Consider the following 21,752-nt stretch of genomic DNA (forward strand, 5'->3'; position numbering starts at 1 on the left):
TAATACTACCCTAACTAAATCTAATAATCCTTTACTCTTCACAATACTTCTTTATCAATCGTTGATGAGCTTTATATTAAGATAACTAGCTAATTGACTATAGCTACTAAATACAGCAACTGCTCCCTTTGCCAACAATAAATTAGAATGCTGCTGATGATAAAAATTTATACCAATTGCGTCCATGTTTATTGCTTTTGCCATTTCTATATCGCAAGTAGAATCACCAATCATTAATGCTTCATTAACGTCTACATTAAATTCAAACAAAATTTCTTCAAGCATCTGCGGACAAGGCTTAGGCGGTAGTTGTCCTGCACAACGAACGACTTTAAAAAATGAAGCTAAGCCTGAATTCTGTAATGCACGATTTAGGCTATTTTGACCTTTATTACTTGCTATTCCCAAATAAATATCATTTTGGTATAACGACTCTACAAATTCTCTAGCACCTGGTGTTAGATAAATTTCAGAAGGGCGGTTAATCAAGGAATGTTGTACAGCTTTTAATAAATATTCTTGTTCCATTGAATTTAATTGTGGAAATAATTTCCTTATTACATTTCCTAATCCCAATTCAGCATACTGACGAGCTAATTTCTCATCTACTTCACCATAATTTAAGCGCTTAGCTTCACTTACAACACAATTAATTACTTGACCCAAGGTATCACTTAAAGTGCCTTCCCAGTCAAATACCACTAAGCGGTATTGTTTACTCATAACTTGTTAAACTCCGAATACGCAATTGTTCTATAGTTAGCGTAAAACGATCATCTAAATCTGCTTCAAAGCGATGTATTTTGCCATTTAGAGTAAATTGAATTGCTCTAGCATGCAAATAAAGCCTTAGTTTACTCTCAATCATACTTGCTTTTGTAGAAGATTTACCATACTTATCATCACCAATAATTGGATGCCCTAAAAAAGCGCTATGTACTCTAATTTGATGGGTACGTCCGGTTTTAGGCGTTACCTCAGCCCAGCAGGCTTCTAGAAAGTTTTCAAGCAACTTAAATGACGTCTGTGAAGGTTTGCCCATCTCGTCTATAACCACTAAGCGCTCACCTGACTTTAAATTATTTTTTTGCAAACTTTTATTAACCACTTGTATTTTGTTACCTTGCCAAGGATTATTAAGCAAAGCCCAGTAAGTTTTAGTTACTTCGTGGTTAGCCAAAGCTGCCTGAATTGCGCGTAAAACACTTCTTTTCTTAGCAATTAACAAGCAACCTGAGGTATCTCTGTCTAGGCGATGCACTAATTCAAGATAAGTCAAATCACTACGCATTTTCCTTAAAGCTTCAATTACGCCAAGATTTAAACCACTTCCGCCATGAACAGCAAGACCTGCTGGCTTATTAATAACTAACAACCCATTATCTTCAAAAATAACAGCATCTTTTAATTGCTGCTCAAGTTTACTACTAACAAAAATAGAACCTTGCTGACTAACTCGAACAGGCGGAACACGAATAGAATCACCCTGTGTTAATTTGATTGAAGGATTGGCCCTTTTTTTATTAACGCGAACCTCGCCACCACGAATAATACGATAAATATGGCTTCTAGGAACACCTTTTAAAGTCTTTACCAAGTAATTATCTAATCGCTGGCCTTCATCACTAATACTAATCGTGTAATACTTTACATCGCTCATTCTAAATAAACCTATTTGCTGTTGCTTTTTTTTTTGATACCATAAAGGGGTGCAAGAATAAGTTCTTGTGACCGAATTATAACGCATAAATAGGCCTCTTGCATAACTAGCATATTTTGCGTGAGCGTAAGACATCAGTATTTTTAAATAGCGGAGTTTAAATAACCGCAAAATATACATAATGCAGTAAGCAAGCAAAATAGGCGGTTATGCAAGAGGTCTATTAATTAAAAATGTTTAGCTACCAATATTAATTGGTATAACTAATATAAAAAACGCGCTTCTCTCGGGTAAATGATATAAGGAAGCAGCCAGTATTTAGAGCCCATTTAAAGATTATCATGGTTCTCAGATACCTGCGCATGTTAGACAAGTTACTTACGAATTAAGCTTTGTAAAGTGTTAAGATAATAGACATCTTTACCTTGAGCATAAATGATGCCATCAAAGCTTAATAGAGTATAAAATTATGCACCATACTAGCTGTGGTGACATGCGTATGGTCTGTACTTTTATAATACTATTGGACTGCGTAAAGATTACTTATTTGTATACTTAGAATATGTTGAATGGTTAAGGCTTCCTAAGTTAAGTGAAAAAATGAATAGCTTTGTACTGACATCTGCACTAATGCTTTCCTACTCTAGTAAATTTGATTTAAATTAATGACTTACTGCAAAGTAAAGTATTAATAATTAAGCTGCTGTAAGTAAGAATAAAAGCAGGATGTAGAATAACAGACTATAATAACTATTTATCTAGCCTTACCATTAAGACTTATTGGTTACGCTTAAAATAGCAAAACCAATCTAGTTAAACACTGCTAGAGCATTTTTAAGGTTTAAAGGCGATAGATAAAAATGATTAATTTCATATAAATAGCAGAAACTATTAATCATATTAGCCAAATCTTAAGTAATGTGTACATCAGAGATTAATAGGTTTAGCATACAGTAATAAGTAGCCTTCTACTGTCTTACTTAAGAGTTGTGCCCTTATTGGGGTTTGTAATGGAAAAAATGTTAATAAATGCAACTCAATCGGAGGAAATTAGAGTTGCATTAGTGAAAGAAAATCACCTATATGACTTAGACATTGACTGTCCTTCAGAAGTTAAAAAGAAAGGAAATATTTATAAAGCAGTTGTTACTAGGCGTGAGCCCAGCCTTGATGCGGTATTTGTTGAATATGGTGCAAAAAGACAAGGCTTTTTACCTCTTAAAGAGATAGCACCTGAATATTTAACTAAAAATCCACAAGATTTCGGCGATGAGAAACCTCCTATCACTAGCCTAATTCGCGAAGGTCAAGAGTTATTAGTCCAAGTAGATAAAGAAGAAAGGGGTAATAAGGGAGCTGCCTTAACTACTTTTATTACACTGGCTGGATGTTATCTGGTTTTAATGCCTAATAATCCAAACTCAGGTGGAATATCACGTCGGATCGAAGGGGACGAGCGCGATGAATTACGTGAAACTCTAAATGCTTTACAATTGCCAGATGGAATGGGATTAATTATCCGTACAGCGGGCGTTGGAAAAGGTCAAGATGAATTGCAAGCTGATTTAGATATGTTATGTAATCAGTGGCAAGCTATTCGGCATGCATACCATAATCAAATGGCTCCCTGCCTTATTCATCAAGAAGGAGACGTAATTATTCGTTCGATTCGAGATAATTTACGTAAATCTATTTCTGAAATTATTATTGATGATCAAATTTCTTACGTTAAAGCTAAGCAATATATTGAGCAAGTTAAGCCTGATTTTCTAGCTAATGTAAAGTTATATAACAACGCTGTACCTTTATTTAATTATTTTCAAATAGAAAGTCAAATTGAAACAGCTTATCAACGTGAAGTTCTTTTACCCTCTGGTGGTTCTTTAGTTATTGATCGTACTGAAGCTTTGGTATCAATTGATATTAATTCAGCGAAAGCCACAGGGGGCGCTGATATTGAAGCAACTGCTTTAAATACCAATCTTGAAGCAGCTGATGAAATTGCTCGTCAATTACGCTTACGAGACTTAGGTGGCTTAATTGTTATTGATTTTATCGACATGGGGTCTGGCAAGAATCAGCGTGATGTTGAGAACCGACTTAAAGAAGCATTAAAAGCTGATCGTGCCCGTATTCAAATAGGACGTATTTCACGCTTTGGTCTCTTAGAAATGTCTCGTCAACGCCTGCGTCTATCTTTAGGAGAAGCAGCACAAGAAGTTTGCCCAAGATGTGAAGGCCGAGGTACGGTAAGAAATATTCAATCGCATAGCCTGTCTATTATTCGTTTAATTGAAGAAGAAGCCTTAAAAGATAAAACGGCAGAAGTGCATGTTCAATTACCTGTAGAGATGGCAACTTTCATTATGAATGAAAAGCGCGACTTTATTTTAAATATTGAAAAAAGACATAAAGCTTGCGTACTAATTATTGCCAATCCCTATATGCACCGCCCACAGTATAGTATTACGCGGTTAAAAGAAGATAATGTTGGTAAAAATAAAAAACCAAGTTATACCTTAATCCAGCAACCTGAATTAGATATAGTACGTTCAAGCGCTGATTCTATCAAACCAGATGAGCCTGCGGTAAAAAACCTTGCTCCTACTACAACTCACAAAGCGCCAACTACAGGTTTTATTAAACGTTTATGGAGCAGTCTTTTTGGCCAGAGTGAAGAAGCAGCAGAAACACCAACTGCAGAACATAGAGTCAATCATCGCCATTCTGCAAAAACTAACCAGAATAAGGGACAAGACAGAAGAAATCAAAATTCAAAACGTCGACGCCCTACTAATAATAGTAATAGTAGTCATTCCAGCCACCAACATCGCCATACCGGTAACAATCAGCGCAGGAGAGGCTCTAACCAACAAAATACTAATAGCCGTGTCATCCCTCTTAAACCAGATTTAGTTAAAAAAAAAGAATCAATGGTGAATAAAGAATCGGAAAACTAAATTTAAATTAGCCATATGTTGATAAAATGTATGGCTAATTACATATTAGTTAGAAGCAAGGCTTGTTATTTTATTTCCTAAACACCCACTTCGCTCAATTTAAATATCTTTTAATCTGCAAGACTTTAACTGGATGCCGCGAACAAGTCGCGGCACGTAGGCTGGAGTACGTTGCCTATCTGATAAAACCAACAGCAAAGATGGCATACGTTATGGATCAGGTAAAAGCAATAGCAAGGATAAGATAGAATACTCTGCGTATCAGGCAAAAGTAATCGCAAAGATAGGATGAAATGCGCTGCAGCTCGGATAAAAGCAATAGCGATGATGGTGAATCTTATTTTAAGGCGTATGTAAAGAAAATTTTAACACCTACCTACCGCAACTTGTTCGCGGTATCCAGGAAATCTTAATATCAATGCTAAAATTCGTACGATAAATAAATTAATCCTTTAAGCCTGTGGCTATAGGCGTTACGCCAATATTAGGATTTACCCCGCAATCATCTAAGATTTTTAAAAGATTATTACCACGCCGAGTTAAACGTTGGATACAGTAAATTTCTAAATAGCTTTTTAAAACATAATAATAGTCAGGTAACATTAAAATAGTTAAGATTTTCTCCGCTCTTTCTATATGATGAGTGTTATCATAATTACATGCTTGGAAGAGGACGGCGCCAAGCATAGCTGCAATACTTGCCTGACGTAATCTATTTGCCTGATAAAAACGCTGTATCGCCTCGTCAAGCGCCCTATCCTTATCCCACTCAACCCAGTTTTCATATACCATTAGTGCCTTTTCAACCGCAAATTCATTAGCATGAACTAAAGCTTGTAGCGCGTAAGATACAGGAATTACAGCCTGCACATTTGCCCAAGAACAATTACCACTAATTTGTGAGCTAATGGGTATTTGTGCTACCTGAGTTAAACCTAACTGGCGATTAATAGTTTGATGAAAATAATTACGTGGTTGCTTTTTATATAAGAATTCTCTTAAAAAATTAATATTAAATGCTTCCGGCCGACCAATTTTATAGATATTAACACTGCCCTCTTTTAAACTATTTTCGCCTCGGTCAATTTTGGCCCACCACTGGTCATATTTCACAAAGCACAGTGCATGACCTCGGCTTGCTGCGGGTAAAATAAGTAAAGGAGAGCTAATTAATTGTTCTAAATGAGTACCTTGCTGATTAATATTGAATTGATGTTGTAATTTAAGTAATTCTCCTGCAATTTCAAACCCATCCATCGTATATTGCAAATAGGGAAAATGTTCGCGCAGATGCCTGGTTGAATAACTACTAACAAAGCGGCGTAATGAGTCTTTAATCATTGCTACCGTAAACTCTAAAATAAAACCTTCAAAATCTAATTCAATAAATTCATTATTAGCCGTAACAATATCAATATCACCCTGTAATTCATATCGATGCCCTATTAACTTAGCATTAATAAAGTCAAGAGCAAAATCAAGCTTAGCACCATGCTGATAGAGCAAATGCTTCATCGCATCTTGCCCCCTTAAAACAGGATAAACCAATATTGCCATACCAGAACTGGTATAGGCATTTGGATTTGCGCCATGCTCTAGTAAAAGTTTGACAAGTTCCACATCATTATTATCAACAGCCCAGTGTAATGGCGTCCTACCTGTCACATCGGGCTTGTTAACTTCGACCTTCCGCTCTAGTAGTTCTTTAGCAATAGGCAATTGTCGAGTAATTGCACATTCTATTAATGGCGTAAAACCATATTCATCGATATCGTCAAGCGTTTCACCTTCACGTATATAAAGGTCAAAATCAGGCATGCGACATGAGATGATATCATTAGCAATAGTCATTTAAAGCTAGCCTCTACTTAAATTCAGGTTTGGGTGCTGTAGAGAACTTCGGCATATTGCCTAAACGAAGTTGTTTTTCCATTTCCTGCTCGCGCCGCTCATTATCAAATTCCCGACGAGCAGCAGTATTTAATGGTGGCTCTGGATTTAAATTAGGATCGATACCATCAAAACGCTGAGCATCTAACCAGGGGTGTTGTCTAATTGAGTTTTGTAATTCGCCTTCAGGAGCTGGCTTATCCTCGTCAGCTCGGTGCTCTCTCGCATGAACTTTGGCCCAATATCGATGACCTTCCTGTTCAAGCAAACGTCTTTTTCTATCCATTGTTTGAGTATCATCACTAAGAATGGATGATCCCCTTTTACGTATAGGTATCGCAGAATAAGTAAATCCACCAAGTATATTACCAGTCCTACCTCGGGAGGTAATCACTGAAACCTGTACTAATCCCGCTCGTGAATAGGAAGGCACATCAAAAATAATGCGTGTTGGTGTTACTGCTTTAGGCGTAATTGCATTACCGTTAAATACTACTATCGTATCTTTTTCGGTACTAAAACCTGCGCCGTTAATTACGACATCACGTGAGCCTGCTAAGGGACCACTAGCTGGAGTAATATTACTGACAGTTGGTAGCTTATTTGCAAAACGGCCTGATAATTCAACCTGCTCTCCTTCAGCTAACCTTTCTGGAGATTTCTGCCTACTGAGGTTTAGTTTACGTTCAGCCATAGATGCCTCTCTAACAAGCGCAGAAATCTTAGCTTTTCCTAAAGATAACCCTTTAGAAAGCTTACCTAATATCCCAGCTTGATTAACTTCTGATTCATTTTTAATCTTATTGCTTTTCTTTAAATTAATCAATTTTCTCTTAGGCTTCAGCCTTAACGAGGAATTAATTTTTTCATCTATTTCGTTCATACTCACATTATACTTTATAAATACTCAAGTTGCAGAATTTCTGCAATTTGTACAGCATTTGTTGCTGCGCCTTTACGGATATTATCAGCTACTATCCACATATCTAGACCACAGGGATGAGAAATATCCTCTCTAATTCTGCCGACAAAAACATCATCATGGCCAATTCCATGCGTAATTACTGTTGGATACTCTAGCTTTGCTAGATTATCGACTACTTGTATCCCTGGCGCATTACGCAATATATTACGAGCATCATTAGCACTTAACGGTTCTTTTAGCTCCAGATGCACCGCTTCAGAATGTCCATATAATACAGGTATTCTCACTGTAGTTGGGTTTATTCTAATTGTATCGTCTTCTAGGATTTTTTTTGTCTCCCATACCATCTTCATTTCTTCTTTGCTATAACCGTTTTCTAAGAATTCATCGATATGGGGAAGCGCATTAAAAGCAATTTGTTGTGGATATACTGACGCTTTAACTGGGCGACCATTAAGCAATTCGCCCACTTGTGATACTAGCTCAGAAATGGCTTTTTTTCCAGTTCCAGAGACAGATTGATAAGTTGCCACGTTAATTCGTGTTATTCCTACTGCATCATAAATAGGTTTTAAGGCAACAACCATCTGAATAGTTGAACAATTTGGATTAGCAATAATTCCTCTTTGCTGATAATCTGCAATACGGTGTGCATTAACTTCAGGTACAACTAAAGGAATATCGTCATCATAACGAAAGCAAGATGTATTATCTATGACAATACAGCCAGCATCAACCGCAATCGGTGCATATATTTTTGATACAGAAGCTCCTGCTGAAAATAAAGCAACATCCGCTTGATTAAAATCAAAGGTGGCGAGATTTAGAACATCATATTCCGTATCTTTGAAAGTAACTGTCTTATCTAAGGAACGCTCACTAGCTAGAGGATAAAGATTACCAACTGGAAAATTTCGCTCTGCTAAAACAGTTAATATTGTTTCACCAACAGCGCCTGTTGCACCAACTACAGCAACATTTAGTAATTTAGTCATATATTAGCCTCTATTATCAATTTTTATTTAAGTATTTAATGGCTATAGTAGTACTGTCTTTGAAAGCTAGCAAAATTTTTTATTACAAAAAGCACTAATTTAAAATAATAATGCTAATTTTGCTTCTTATACTCTTAGTTATAAGATTTAAAAATGCTATTACAGACCTCTATAGCCCTTAATTAGGTTTTAACCATCAACTATTACTTTGTACATTTATTTCCCGCCTACTTCCCGCGACTTGTTCGCTGGATCCAGTGCACTTGTTTAATTACTGGAGCCTGTTGGCAGGCTACGGAACGTAGACAGGGAGAAAGAGCGTTTTTCAACTGTTTTTGATTTTTGTCTAGTACAAAGAAAATATTAAAAGCACCCAACGTAATTTCATATTTACTTAATATTTTTTAATTATAATGTACTAAATTTAGTCAAAAACCAATAGGTATAATTTATGCCAGGTAATAATTATCCATCTGCAAACAAAAATAATTTAAGCCGTAAAGGAGAGAAAGAAAGCTATATAGATAGTTTTTTTGCACCTAAGCCCAAAAAAGCTAGTTTAGTTGGCAAAGACTCAGTCAGTATTGTAGATAGTTTTTTAGGCACTCAACCTCTGCAAGAAGATACAGAAAGTCAAAGCACAGACAATTTTTTTGATCTACCTCTACAAGAGGGCCAGTTTTTAACAGTTAATTATAATTTACCGCCCTCGACTATTTCTAAAAATTTTAGCCATGTAATAAGATCATCAAATGCACCTGTATATTTACAATCTGACTACCAAGCTAGTATAGTAAATAACAATAATCTACAACCTTACCGTCAACCGTATATAAACTTATCCAGTGGGATTTATCCTTCTAGTTCTAGTTCTACTTATCCACAAATCTTCACTGGAAATCTCCATTTTCCAAGGAGCTACTCTCAGCTTAATAATCGTGAAAGTCAGGTTTATCAAAGGGCAGAAGTGTCTAACAGCCCTATAAAATCTCCTAAGCAAAAATCTAAAAGATCAAAGCCAAAAATGGTAGATCCTAATACAGGTAATCCTAGCAATGCACCAGATGCTGTTACTTATTCTACTTATTACAACAGCAGGCTGGTAGATCCTAATACAGGTAATCTTAGTAATGCATCAAATGCTGTTCCTCGCTCTACTTATTACCAATACAGGCTGGTAGATCCTAATACAGGTAATCTTAGTAATGCATCAAATGCTGTTCCTTATAGGCGATATATAACACATAAGGAATTAGAAGCTAAAATACAAATGAAAAATCAGCAGCTTAAAAAGTTAGATGCTACTTCTTCCTCTGCTGCTTCTGATCAAATAGGGGAAAGTGAGGAAGTAGCAAGTCAAAACGTAAACTTAAAAAAACTTAAAGTTAATGATACATCGACTATAACAACTATAGACTCAATTAATCCTGATAATTCTTTAGTTGACCTACCCATAGATAACGATACCTTTTTTGACAACTCTTCAACAGAGCTTTTGCCTAATTACTCTACGGAGTCTCAAGGAATTGAAAATGATAATGTTGCTTCTTTATATGAGCTAAATAGCGAAGATGTGAGCCATTCTATTAGCGCAGCAAGCTCAATAGAATCAGTAAATGAAAATGATTTTACCCTTTTTAAACATGTTGAAATGCCTCCTCCTAGCTACTCTAGCGGGCCACAGAAAGTAGGTAATAATCAATCCGAGTCAGCTTTAGCGAACCAAAGTTTATTTAATTGCAAAAGTACCAAACAACTTTCAGAAGAGAAGAATAGTATTGAAACGCCATCAAATGAATTTGATGATTTAGCTAATTCATTTGAAGCTGAATTTAAATTTTCAACTTCTAACTAAAAACTTTTATTTCCATTAAAACCAAAGCCATCATAGCTTCAGCAATGGACACAGCACGAAATTAAATCCTCAGTTAAAATCTTTCTACAATCAATTAGTTGCTTCTGGAAAGAAAAAATGGTCGCTCTTACAGTACTGATGCATAAAATTATTGTTATTGCTACTGCTAGAATAAGAAATTTTAATTGGAGAAAGAGAGTTTTCAACTGTTTTTGATTTTTATCCAGTACAAAGAAAATATTAGCTGTACTCCCTTTAATTTCATATTTAGTTAATATTTTTTAGTTATAATGTACTAAATTTAACCAAAAATTACTAGGTATAATTTATGGCAGGTAATAATTATCCATCTTCCAATAACAATAATCTAAACAGCAAAAAAAAGAAGGAAAGCTATACAAATCAATTTTTTCAGCGTCAAGCTCAGCCCAAAAAGGTTAGTTTAGTTAACAAAGATCCTGTCAGTATTGCAGATAGTTTTTTAGGTGAATCTCTGCAACAAAACACAGGAAGTCAGGATGCAGACAATTTTTTTAACCAACCTTTACAAGAAAGCCAATTTTTATCAGCTAATTACAACTTACCGCCCTCTACTATTTATAGTAATTTCAGCAATGGAAAAGTATCATTAAATGCTGTATATCTACCATCTACTTACCAAACTAGTGTAGTCAATAACAATAATCTAGAAGCCTATAATCAAGCGCATTTAGGTTTAGCAAGAGAAACTTATCATTCTAGTTTTGCTTATCCGCCAATCTCATCTAGAAATCCCCATTTTCCAATGAGCTACTCAGAGCCCAGTAATCATGAAAGTCAAATTTATCAAAAAACAAAAATAGCTAATAGCACTAAAAGTTCTTCTAAGCAAAAATCTAAAAAATCAAAGCAAACGAGGGTAAATTCTCATACAGGAGAGTCTTCTAATGATCAAGATGCTATTCCTCGTTCTACTTATTATCGCCGCAGGCTTGTAGATCCTAAGACAGGTAAACCTAGTAATGAACCAAATGCTATTACTTATAGCGTTTATTGGAACCGTAGGCCTGTAGATCCTAAGACAGGTGAACCTAGTAATGCACCAAATGCTGTTTCTTATAGTTGGTATACAGCCCATGGCAAGTTAGACGCTATGATAAAGGAAAGGCAAAAGCCTAAAGTGCCAATAGGTGAAAGTGAGGAGGTTGTAAGTCAAAACGTAAAATTAAAGAAATCTAAACCTAATGAGGCATTGGCTACAACACCTATAGACTTAGTTAGTCCTGATAATTCTTTAGTTGATCTACCCATAGATAACGATAACTTTTTTGACAACTCAACAGAGCTTTTGCCTAATTACTCTTCGGAATCTCAAGGAATTGAAAATGATAATGTTGCTTCTTTACACGAGCTAGATAGCGAAGATGTTAGCCATGCTATTAGCGCAGCAAGCTCAATAGAATCAATAAATGCAAATGATTTTACCTTTTTTGACTCATCTACCCTTCAACCTAGCGAATCTACTGACACACAAATAATTGACAATTTTACTCTCATTAATTTAGAGGATTTAGATAATATACTAAATAGTGAAAAAGCCATCCCTATCCATTCTGTTAGCTCAGTCAATTCAATAGAATCAACAGATGAAAATGACGCTGCCCGTTTTGAACATGTTGAAATGCCTCCTAGCTACTCTAGCAAGTCACAAAAAGTTGGTATTAATCAATCCAAATCACCTTTAGCGAGCCAAAGCTTATTTAATTGCAAAATTACTGAAAGGCTTTCAGCAGCAGAGCAGACAATTATTGAAACGCCATCAAATGAATTTGATGATTTAGCTAATTCATTTGAAGCTGAATTTAAATTTTCAACTTCTAACTAAAAACTTTTATTTCCTTATAATTTAAGTGCAGAGCTAAATATTTTTTACTTCCATATTTTGGGCTTTATGCTGTAAATAATGATCCATTAAAACTAAAGCCATCATAGCTTCAGCAATGGGCACAGCACGAATACCAACACAAGGGTCATGACGACCTTTAGTAATGACTGTTACCTCTTCATTATAACGATTAATAGTTTTACCAGGCTTTACGATACTTGAAGTTGGTTTTAACGCAATACTAACTTCTAGCGGCTGTCCGGTAGAAATGCCTCCTAAAATACCACCCGCATGGTTGCTTAAAAATCCTTGTTTATCTATTTCATCGCGGTGCTCACTACCTAGTTGAGTTACTGCGGCAAATCCACTACCAATCTCTACTCCTTTTACCGCATTAATTGACATCATAGCCTGTGCAAGTGTTGCATCAAGCTTATCAAAAACGGGATCACCTAAGCCAACCGGAACCCCTGCCGCATAAATATTAACGCGTGCACCAACTGAATCCCCTTGCCGGCGTAATTGGTCTATATAATCTGCCAATGCTTGTATTTGCCGCTTATTAGGGCAGAAAAAGGGGTTATTATTAATTTCCTTTACATCCTCAAAATCTAAACAAAGCGTGCCCATTTGCTTTAAATAGCCTGTGATAGTTACGCCCAACGTTTCTTGTAAATAGAGTCTAGCAATGGCACCTGCCGCAACACGGGCAACTGTTTCTCTCGCTGAAGAGCGACCACCGCCGCGATAATCACGGTGTTTATATTTATGATGATAGGTAAAGTCTGCATGACCAGGACGAAATAAGTCCTTAATTTCATTATAATCTTTTGAACGTTGATCGGTATTATGGATAATAAGAGCAATGGGTGTTCCAGTTGTTAAGCCTTCAAAAATACCAGACAATATTTCAACGCTATCTTCCTCACGTCGTTGGGTTGTATATTTAGACTGCCCGGGCTTTCGTTTATCAAGAAAGGGTTGAATTTTTTCTTCCGTTAGTGCAAGGCCTGGCGGGCAACCATCTACAATACAACCCAGTGCCTTACCATGACTTTCACCAAATGTGGTTACCGTAAATAGCTTACCGAATGTATTTCCGCTCATAACTTACCTTAAGATGCAAAATAATCTTTTAATTGCTGGGCAGTTAATAAAAACACGCCCTGACCACCATGTTCAAACTCAAGCCACGTAAAGGATAAATCTGGATAAGTATTAACAAGCTCTTCTTCACTATTGCCAACTTCAACAATTAAAATACCATCTTTAGCTAAGTAGTGGTGAGCTTGTGTCAATATTTGCTGCACAATAGTTAGACCATTCTGACTAGTACGTAAAGCTATATCAGGTTCATGTAAATATTCTTTTGGCAGTGAAAGCATTTCTGTATCACCTACATAAGGCGGGTTAGAAACGATAATATCATAATTTTTGTGCTCTACATTTTGCCAACAATCTGACTTTATTAAGTTAACAACATTTTCTAGCTGATGACGTTGGCGATTAATAGCCGCAACGTCTAAAGCATCGCCTGAAATATCCACAGCATCAACTATAGCGTCTGGGAAGGCATAACTACAAGCAATGGCAATACAGCCACTTCCAGTACATAAATCTAAAATCTGTTCAACCCGCTCAGGATTAACCCATGGAGAAAATTGGCGCTCAATCAACTCAGCCAGCGGCGAACGTGGAATTAATACTCGCTCATCGACATAAAAAGGTAGCTCACAAAAATAAGCTTGTTTGGTAAGATAAGCTACAGGAATACGCGCCTTAATTCTTTTTTCTAACTGTTTAGCTAGAAATTGTTTCTCACTATTGGTTAAACGTGTTTGTAATAAAAAGGGATCAATTTTAAAAGGTAATGATAAGCTGCCTAAAATTAATGCTCGAATATCATCCCAAGCGTTATCTGTTCCATGTCCATAATAAAGTTCATGGCTATTTGCCTGAGTAAGGCCAAATCTTAAAAAATCAGCAATGGTATCTAGCTGCATAACATCATCTAAAGTTGCAAGCATTTTTATCTCTATTCCTTCTAATGAGCATATTTACGGCAAATTGTAAGTTATTTATAAATTTTATCACAGACTTTTTACGATAGAACTTAATTATTCAAAAAGTCTTTGTAAAATAAACTTAAATAGAAATAAAGTTAATTTAATAAAGCCTTGGTTTTAAAGGCGTTTAGACAATAGTTAGCCAGAAATTACACTCTAAATAAGATATAATTTAATTAATTTACTATTTATAAGTTTGCTCATGCCTAACGATGTGTCTGATGAAGATAAAGCCTTATTTCGGGCGGCTGTTAAAACAACAAGGCCTCTAAAAAAGAGCAATACAATTGAGCCTGAGCCAAAAATTACTCAGCGAAAATCGCCACCTAGTTCTAAATCTGTAGGACAAAAATCGCCACTTAAAGCTAGTTTAACCCAAGATTCCATTTACTTATCTAATTATTATACTGAAGAAGTACAAACACAATCGATTCTCTCTTTTTGCCGCCCCGATATCCCTATTAAACGTTTACAAGAACTTAGGCAAGGAAAAATACCTTGGCAAGCTAAATTAGATTTACATGGTTATAAGGCTGAAACAGCAGCACAAATCTTAGTAGATTTTATTTTGCAAGAACTTGCTCAAGATCATCGCTGCTTATTAATTATTCATGGTAAAGGCAGTCATCGTGGTGAACCACCTATTCTTAAAAATTTAGTTAATCACTGGTTAAAACAAATTTCATCAGTACTCGCCTTCCATAGCGCCTTACCTAGGGAGGGGGGAGCGGGAGCACTATACGTTTTATTAAAGCGTAATCGTTAAAAGACCTAACATTTCTGTTATCGCTATAACTTTATTTTTCTTTCATAAGTAGTTTAATAAATTTATTTTATTTTACTTACACAGCGTACATTTTTTATTTAAAATGACGGGTTTAGATTGAATTTTTAATTATAAAAGTTTACCATCAGACCAAAGTTTTGAGTCCATTTAATATGAGTAAATTACCTATTATTATTGGCATTTCTGGCCCTTCAGCTTCTGGCAAAAGTCTTTTAGCCAATACAATTGTAAATGAGCTCGGTTCAGATCAAGTAGTAGTTATCTCAGAAGACGCTTATTATAAAGATAATAGCCACTTACCTTTAACAGAGCGAGAAAAGATTAACTACGACCATCCTAATGCTTTTGATCATGCCTTGCTATGTGCCCATCTTAAGCGCTTACAGAAAGGTGAAACAGTAGAAATACCTATTTATTCCCATTCAAAGCATATTCGTTTAGCGGAAACACGTCGTATAGGTCGTCATGCCATTATTGTTTTAGAAGGAATCTTATTATTTACCGATAAAGATCTACGAGAAACTATGGATATACGTATTTTTATGTCTACTCCGCTAGATATTTGTTTAACTCGTCGATTAAAACGTGATGTTGTAGAACGACATCGCTCCTTTGAATCCGTTGTTCATCAGTATGAGACAACTGTTCGACCTATGTATTTGCAATTTATTGAGCCTTCAAGCCGTTATGCTGATATCATTGTTCCGCGAGGTGGCGAAAATCGTATTGCTATTGATATGATTCAAGCAAAAATGCGCGAGTTACTCGCTGCCCATCAGGCTGATTAAAATTTTAATCATTCAGATAATGGTGTTAACTTAAGATAATTTTCATGTAGGTTGGGCCTTGGCCCAACAATGGCCACGTGAATGTTGGGCCAAGGCCCAACCTACAATGCTACGGGCTTAGACACCATTATATGAGCGCCTGTCAAACCTTAATAGATTTCTAATAATGCTAAGGGGACTTTATTTATGAGTTTTTTAAGTGGAAAAAGAGCATTGATCGTTGGCTTAGCAAGCAATCGTTCTATTGCTTATGGAATTGCTAAAGCCTTTCATGCCCAAGGTGCTGAACTTGCCTTTACTTATCAAAATGAAAAGTTGCGTACCCGAGTCGAAAATATGGCAGCAGAATTTAATTCTAATCTCACTTTTCCTTGCGATGTAGTCCATGACCAAGAAATTACAGCATTAATGGATGAGCTAAAAAATCATTGGCCCCAACTTGATATCTTAATTCATTCAGTTGCCTTTGCACCTGCTGATCAAATTAGTGGTGATTTTATTGAGTGCGTAAATCGTGAGGGATTCCATATTGCACATGATATTAGTGCATATAGTTTAATTGGATTGGCTAAAGCGGCCTTTCCTTTAATGCAAGATTCCAATGGCTCTATTTTAACTTTAAGCTACTATGGCGCAGAAAAAGCGGTACCTAACTACAATGTTATGGGTATTGCTAAAGCCAGCCTTGAGGCTTCCGTACGGTACCTTGCAGCAAGCTTAGGCGCGCATGGTTTACGAGTCAATGCTATCTCTGCAGGCCCTATTAAAACTTTAGCTGCAGCGGGTATTAAAGATTTTCGCAAAATGCAAAGTGCTTATGCAGAAACAACACCGCTTAAGCGTAATGTAACTGCTGATGAAGTCGGCAATACGGCTGCTTTCCTATGTTCTGATTTGGCATCAGGCATTACAGCAGAAGTGATTCATGTCGATGCCGGTTATCATGCCGTAGCTATGTCTAATTTAGAATAAGATTAGATAGTAAATTCCCATTCGTTACTGGATTCCGCGGATAAACCGCGGAACGTAGGCGTCAGAGAGATTTGCCTATAGCGTCTTATTTCAAAATAACGCTTTATTTCAAATAGAGCGTTTCTTTCAACTAAATAATATTGCTGACGTCCTGCGATTAGCAGATGTAGCCTGGGTGAAGGCCTGCGGGCCGAAACCCGGGTTTCACGTCGTTTCATCCGGGCTACTTGCTTAACCAGCCTCCGCCTTGAGGCTAGCGAAGCTTGAGTTATGCAACGACGCCGGATAAACCGCGGAACGTAGGTGGCCAACAAGAGATTTTGCCTATAGCGTTTTATTCAAGATAAGACCTTATTCTAAATATAAGGTCTCTTTCAACCAATAATGCCACTGATGTCCCGCGATTAATTCGCAGGCTCCAGCTAATTTGTCTCATATTTTCACTAGATGGACCCCGCGAAAAAGTTACGTACTATTTAGATTCTATAAACGCAGAGCCTACAAAAAAAGGCTCTGTTATCGTTCTTAAAATTGATACTCCTGAAGTGTGGGATATAAACCGCCACTTGTTGGAGTAATATCATCTAGTGGAGGCGCAGATGGCTCGGGAGAGTTATTGTATTCTGACTTATAAGTAGGCGGATAATTAGTTTGCGGTTGAGTAAAGAAAGAATTTGTTTGCTGAGTTGGATAATTAGCATCATTATGCCGATGTATATTGCTATAGTTGCTATTTAAGCTATAAGGGTTAGGTAGTCGAAAATCAAATTTCATCTTGTCTACTTCTACAAAATCTAATTCACCTTTTTTAATTGAACGAATTGAATCAAGATATTTTTGTTTTTCTTGTCCACTAGTCGTAAACAACCGATTTAGAAGTGATGGAACTTCTTTTGCACCAATCTTCTCACGCAACGCTACGATTGCTATTTTAACAGCATAAATATCATAACCTTTTTTAACTAAGTTAGCCTCTTCACTGGCAGTTAGCGTATAACGGTATGGATCCTTAGGATCAAGCGCATCTTTATTGTTATGTTGGATAACTTTGTTTTGGATCCAATTAGTCAAGCCACAAGCAGCCGCTGCACTTAGAATAGTTATACAAACAATTCCCGTAATAGCCAGGCCGATAGGGTTACTTACCCCCGCTGCTATACCGAACATGATAATTGGCATAGAGGCAATAAATGTTCCAAAGAGTGCTCCAGCTGCAGCACCGCCTGCAATGGATGCCATAGTAATTGCAGCCTGTAGTTGTCCTTCATTAAAAATTAATCGCTCTGCACTATTTACAAATTCTCTTAAAATATAATAAAGCGCTATTAACGTAGCAGCTACAGCAAGTGTGGTTAACACTAACAAAAGTAAAAAGAGTAAAAAGTTACCATTTTTATTATTATCATCATGACGATGATAATTACTAGGACGATTATAATTTACATAAGGACGATTATAATTAATAAGTGAGTTAAGTAATAACCAATCAAAAACTGTATTATGGGCACAATAATGACGATCACGGTTATTAATAATTATTACTTGTGGTTTTTGCGTATTAAACGTATTCCAGAATTGCTGCTGTTGTCTCTCAGTTTGATATTGATGTCTAAAACTAGGCGTACTATTAAGAAATGCATAATAAACACCCCATACACGCTGTCTTTCTTCTGTAGGTAAATTATATAAAGAACTCTTAGGCTCATTAAAAGAATGAAATAATTTAGAATAAATAAACTGATGGGTTTCCGAAAGAGTAAGTCCGTTATTCAAGTTATTTGTATAGTCATTATACATACTTAAATAAATTTCTGCTAATTGATTATCGGTAAATCTATTTGTCATTCTTTACTCCTTTGCTATATTTCGGTCAGTAGCAACAAGTTTTGAACGACCTTTATACCAGTGCCTTTTGCTTGCGTCAACTTAAGTTTCAATCCGCTATTAAAAAGTACAATAATCATCAATCGACAAAAAATCTGATGATGCTTTCGCTACAGTAGGGCTGGTGTCTTTTTTAGGCAGGCTAAATAAATAGGCTTGATAAAGTATATCTTTATTAAGACTGATTAGCTTTCAGTATTTTAGCCTTAATCGCTTTTTATCTATATGAGTTAACAAAATTAGGAATATAAAGATAGGTATATATAGAGTTAATGAAAATCGATAATTAGTTTAAAAAGTAAATTTTGCGAATGAAAGAGTTAATATCATTGTCGGGCCAAGGCCCGACTTACAATAAAACTATAATTAATGGCAATAATAAGCACTGTACTTAATGATTTCTGGCAATCTTAGCACTCTTGACTAAGCTATTTATGTATAAATCGTAATCCATTAAACCATAACTCGCTTCAATCTGTTGCGCTATACTTGCTCGATTTTCTTTATCAAGTGAGCTATCTTGACCATCATTAATTTTTTTCAGCCTTACAATTACATAATCACCATTCATTAAACGGCGGCCTTCTAGACTATTAGGCTTCGGTAAGCTGAAAGCTAAATCGTTAATCACAGCATCAGCTTTATCAGTATCACGTGTTGCTTGCGCAACCTCATGCCATACTAATTTATTAGCCTCTAGAAGAGATTCGGAATTGGGATTATTGTTTTTCTTTTCAGCCAATATGCTAGAGCCTAATTCTTTTGCCTTATCTTCTGCCTTTTGTAGTGCAAGCTTATCGATAATAGTCTCTCTAACTGCAGTAAGTGGCTGTTTTTCTGCTGGAATATGATCTGCTACTCGTAACACAACCACATTGTCATTATCTAGTTGGATAGGCTCACTATTATTACCTAGAGCTAAAACATCGTGGCTAAATGCAGCATTAATAATATGCTTATTTTTAGTAAGATCAGTTTTTCCACCATTTCGTGAGAATGGTTCTGATTTTTCAATTGTTAACTTAAGTTCTTCAGCAACGGGTGTTAAAGAATCTGGCGTTTGATAGCTCAAATCAGTGAGTTGTTCGACGAGCTGAGCATATTTCGACTGCGCCATCTCCGTTTTAAGTTGTTCAGCAATGTCATTTTTAACTTCACTTAATGGCTTGAGTTTAGCTGGCATAAAAGCAACAAGCTTAAAAATTTCATAACCATGCGCTGTTTTAAAAGGCTCTGATAATTGCCCTGGTTGCTTTAAATTAGATAATGCTTTATCAAATTCAGTTTTTCCGGCAATAATCCAGGGTAATTCGCCATTGTTAAGCGCCGACAACTTATCAGCAGACATAGTTTTAACCCATTGTGCAAACTGAGCAGGATTATTTTGTAAAGCTTGATAAGCTTCTTCCGCTTTTTGCTTAACTTCTGCTTGTGCTTCATCATCTGCGTCTTTTGGAAAAGCAAAGAGAATATGCGCAACTTTCCATTGAGCCGGGCTTAAGAAGTTGTTTCGATTATCATCGTAGTAGCGTTGAATATCTGCATCACTTACGGGAGTAGCTTCACGCAGTTTTTGCATTGATAAGCGAACAAAGTCAATAGTAACCTTTTCAGGCGCTATAAATTGCTGAGGATGACTTTGATAATAACTTTTAATTTGCTCTTCGGTAATCTCTTTTTTATTAACAAATGAGCCCGCTGAAATCTTTAAATAGTCATAATCTCTGGTTTGCATATATAGCTTAATAAATCGCTTAATTTCTGTAGGAGTAGCGAAAGAACTGCCAATAAATGCAAAACGTTGTTGATTTAATAGCATGCCTTGTCTAACTTCCGTTTGAAAAGATTCAGGCGTAAACATAGCACCGCTTAAAGCTAGCTGATATCGTTCTGCTGAAAAATGTCCGTCTTGTTGAAATTGAGGAATACTAACAATTGCTGCGTTAGCTTGTGCAAGATTCACCGCAAAGCCATTTGCATTGGCTGCTTGCACACTTACCTCATTAACAACCATATCGTCTAGAACTTTCTTTTTTAAAGCCGCTTCGCTTGCTGCTGTTATTTGAGCAGGATCCCGCTGTTGACGTGCTCGTCGATAATTTATTTCAAAAGCTTGTTTACTGATAGGTTGATTGTTTACTGTAACTTCCGCATCCGAAACATGGCGCGACTGCATATAGTAATCAATTCCAAAAAGAGTGAAGGTTACCGCTATCAGAATAATAACTACCCAAGCTATAACACCTTGTATGCGTTCGTTTAGCTTCTGCAACATATTCTAAAGTTCCATAATTGATACAAAAATTGGGTGTCTGCTTTTATGCCCACCTTTAGGGACTATTTATATTTCTACTATAATGACCAAAATTAATCTTAAGCTTTTGGTGCTGCTATTTACATATTTCGTATATGTGAGTCAGTTTGACTTAAGCTAGCAGAATATAAATAAACTCCTAATTATTAAAATAATTCATTAGATAATCACTTATCTTGATGAATTCCTTTTCTACCTATTACTGAGCTAATATACACCGTTAACGCTCAACAACAATAGTAAATTATTAAGTTAATAAAAGTAAGCGCTGCAGCTAAAAAAAACGCGCCCTAAGGCGCGTTAATTTGGCGGAGTGGACGGGGCTCGAACCCGCGACCCCCGGCGTGACAGGCCGGTATTCTGACCAACTGAACTACCACTCCAATCTTGGTGGGTGCTGTAGGGATCGAACCTACGACCCTCGCCTTGTAAGGGCGATGCTCTCCCAGCTGAGCTAAGCACCCGATAAAATCACGCTTCCTGTACAGCTTCTTTGAGAGATTTACCAGCTTTAAACCTGGCTACTCGAGATGCTTTAATCTTAATTTTTTCACCCGTCTGTGGGTTTCTACCTTCTCTTTCGGAACGATTACCAGTTGAGAAAGAGCCAAATCCTGGTAAGACAACTTGATCACCGCTCTTTAGAGCATCCGTAACAGTTACCATAAACATTTCAAGAACTCGACCTGTATCAGCTTTTGTTAAGCCTGTTCCGCTTGCAATTGCATCTACTAATTCACTCTTATTCATCGTTTCCCCTATCCAGTTATTCATCCTTTTCCAGAAGGTTGA

16 protein-coding genes and 2 tRNA genes are annotated in these 21,752 nt (G+C 36.4%); 6 read left to right on the forward strand and 12 right to left on the reverse strand.

Annotated features, from left to right (window positions below):
• Positions 1–54: 54 nt before the first annotated feature.
• Both ACNVED_RS11375 and ACNVED_RS11380 read right to left on the reverse strand, forming a co-directional pair.
• Positions 55–723 (reverse strand): HAD family hydrolase, encoded by a 669-nt coding sequence (locus ACNVED_RS11375; RefSeq protein ID WP_419419137.1) that lies wholly within the window; start codon positions 721–723, stop codon positions 55–57.
• Positions 716–1,660: an RluA family pseudouridine synthase gene (locus ACNVED_RS11380; protein WP_419421180.1), complete on the reverse strand. Its 945-nt coding sequence runs from the start codon at positions 1,658–1,660 to the stop codon at positions 716–718. The genes ACNVED_RS11375 and ACNVED_RS11380 overlap by 8 nt, the downstream gene beginning before the upstream one ends.
• A 1,010-nt stretch (positions 1,661–2,670) precedes the next feature.
• On the opposite strand from ACNVED_RS11380, the gene ACNVED_RS11385 reads away from it, so the two are divergent.
• Positions 2,671–4,620, forward strand: a complete 1,950-nt coding sequence (locus ACNVED_RS11385; protein WP_419419138.1) for an Rne/Rng family ribonuclease — start codon at positions 2,671–2,673, stop codon at positions 4,618–4,620.
• Positions 4,621–5,064: 444 nt separating this feature from the next.
• Here ACNVED_RS11385 and ankH read toward each other — a convergent pair whose 3' ends face one another.
• The 3 genes from ankH to ACNVED_RS11400 are packed head-to-tail and all read right to left on the reverse strand — an operon-like array spanning position 5,065 to position 8,430.
• Positions 5,065–6,471 carry a Dot/Icm T4SS effector AnkH/LegA3 gene (gene ankH, locus ACNVED_RS11390; RefSeq protein ID WP_419419139.1) on the reverse strand — a complete coding sequence of 469 codons (1,407 nt, stop codon included), beginning with the start codon at positions 6,469–6,471 and terminating at the stop codon, positions 5,065–5,067.
• A gap of 13 nt (positions 6,472–6,484) precedes the next feature.
• Complete coding sequence (locus ACNVED_RS11395; RefSeq protein ID WP_419419140.1) at positions 6,485–7,393, reverse strand: IPT/TIG domain-containing protein; 909 nt, start codon at positions 7,391–7,393, stop codon at positions 6,485–6,487.
• A gap of 14 nt (positions 7,394–7,407) precedes the next feature.
• The gene (locus tag ACNVED_RS11400; protein ID WP_419419141.1) at positions 7,408–8,430 is read right to left on the reverse strand and encodes an aspartate-semialdehyde dehydrogenase; all 1,023 of its coding nucleotides are present in this window, start codon (positions 8,428–8,430) and stop codon (positions 7,408–7,410) included.
• 451 nt (positions 8,431–8,881) lie between these two features.
• Between ACNVED_RS11400 and ACNVED_RS11405 the strand changes: the two genes are divergently transcribed.
• Both ACNVED_RS11405 and ACNVED_RS11410 read left to right on the forward strand, forming a co-directional pair.
• Positions 8,882–10,285: a hypothetical protein gene (locus ACNVED_RS11405; RefSeq protein ID WP_419419142.1), complete on the forward strand. Its 1,404-nt coding sequence runs from the start codon at positions 8,882–8,884 to the stop codon at positions 10,283–10,285.
• 328 nt (positions 10,286–10,613) lie between these two features.
• Positions 10,614–12,149, forward strand: a complete 1,536-nt coding sequence (locus ACNVED_RS11410) for a hypothetical protein (RefSeq protein ID WP_419419143.1) — start codon at positions 10,614–10,616, stop codon at positions 12,147–12,149.
• Between the two features lie 33 nt (positions 12,150–12,182).
• On the opposite strand, the gene aroC is transcribed toward ACNVED_RS11410, so the two are convergent.
• Both aroC and prmB read right to left on the reverse strand, forming a co-directional pair.
• Entirely contained in the window at positions 12,183–13,256 is a 1,074-nt protein-coding gene (aroC, locus tag ACNVED_RS11415) for a chorismate synthase (RefSeq protein ID WP_419419144.1), read from the reverse strand.
• A gap of 8 nt (positions 13,257–13,264) precedes the next feature.
• A complete protein-coding gene (gene prmB / locus ACNVED_RS11420; RefSeq protein WP_419419145.1) occupies positions 13,265–14,176 on the reverse strand; it encodes a 50S ribosomal protein L3 N(5)-glutamine methyltransferase in 912 nt (303 codons plus the stop codon).
• Between the two features lie 241 nt (positions 14,177–14,417).
• On the opposite strand from prmB, the gene ACNVED_RS11425 reads away from it, so the two are divergent.
• The 3 genes from ACNVED_RS11425 (at position 14,418) to ACNVED_RS11435 (ending at position 16,762) form a co-directional block, all read left to right on the forward strand.
• Positions 14,418–14,981, forward strand: a complete 564-nt coding sequence (locus tag ACNVED_RS11425) for a Smr/MutS family protein (protein ID WP_419419146.1) — start codon at positions 14,418–14,420, stop codon at positions 14,979–14,981.
• 173 nt (positions 14,982–15,154) lie between these two features.
• Positions 15,155–15,790 (forward strand): uridine kinase, encoded by a 636-nt coding sequence (gene udk / locus ACNVED_RS11430; protein WP_419419147.1) that lies wholly within the window; start codon positions 15,155–15,157, stop codon positions 15,788–15,790.
• Positions 15,791–15,976: 186 nt separating this feature from the next.
• Entirely contained in the window at positions 15,977–16,762 is a 786-nt protein-coding gene (locus ACNVED_RS11435) for an enoyl-ACP reductase FabI (RefSeq protein WP_419419148.1), read from the forward strand.
• Positions 16,763–17,287: 525 nt separating this feature from the next.
• Here the strand turns inward: ACNVED_RS11435 and ACNVED_RS11440 are convergent.
• The 5 genes from ACNVED_RS11440 to ACNVED_RS11460 form a co-directional block, all read right to left on the reverse strand.
• Positions 17,288–18,607, reverse strand: coding sequence for a hypothetical protein (locus ACNVED_RS11440; RefSeq protein ID WP_419419149.1), 1,320 nt, complete (start codon positions 18,605–18,607; stop codon positions 17,288–17,290).
• A 430-nt stretch (positions 18,608–19,037) separates the two neighbouring features.
• Positions 19,038–20,921, reverse strand: a complete 1,884-nt coding sequence (locus ACNVED_RS11445; protein ID WP_419419150.1) for a SurA N-terminal domain-containing protein — start codon at positions 20,919–20,921, stop codon at positions 19,038–19,040.
• Positions 20,922–21,266: 345 nt separating this feature from the next.
• Positions 21,267–21,343: transfer RNA gene (locus ACNVED_RS11450), tRNA-Asp, on the reverse strand.
• Between the two features lie 5 nt (positions 21,344–21,348).
• Positions 21,349–21,424, reverse strand: a tRNA-Val gene (locus tag ACNVED_RS11455).
• A 7-nt stretch (positions 21,425–21,431) separates the two neighbouring features.
• Positions 21,432–21,710, reverse strand: a complete 279-nt coding sequence (locus tag ACNVED_RS11460; protein WP_419419151.1) for an HU family DNA-binding protein — start codon at positions 21,708–21,710, stop codon at positions 21,432–21,434.
• Between the last annotated feature and the right edge of the window lie 42 nt (positions 21,711–21,752).

Source organism: Legionella sp. D16C41 (assembly GCF_048541585.1).
Lineage (GTDB): Bacteria > Pseudomonadota > Gammaproteobacteria > Legionellales > Legionellaceae > Legionella_C.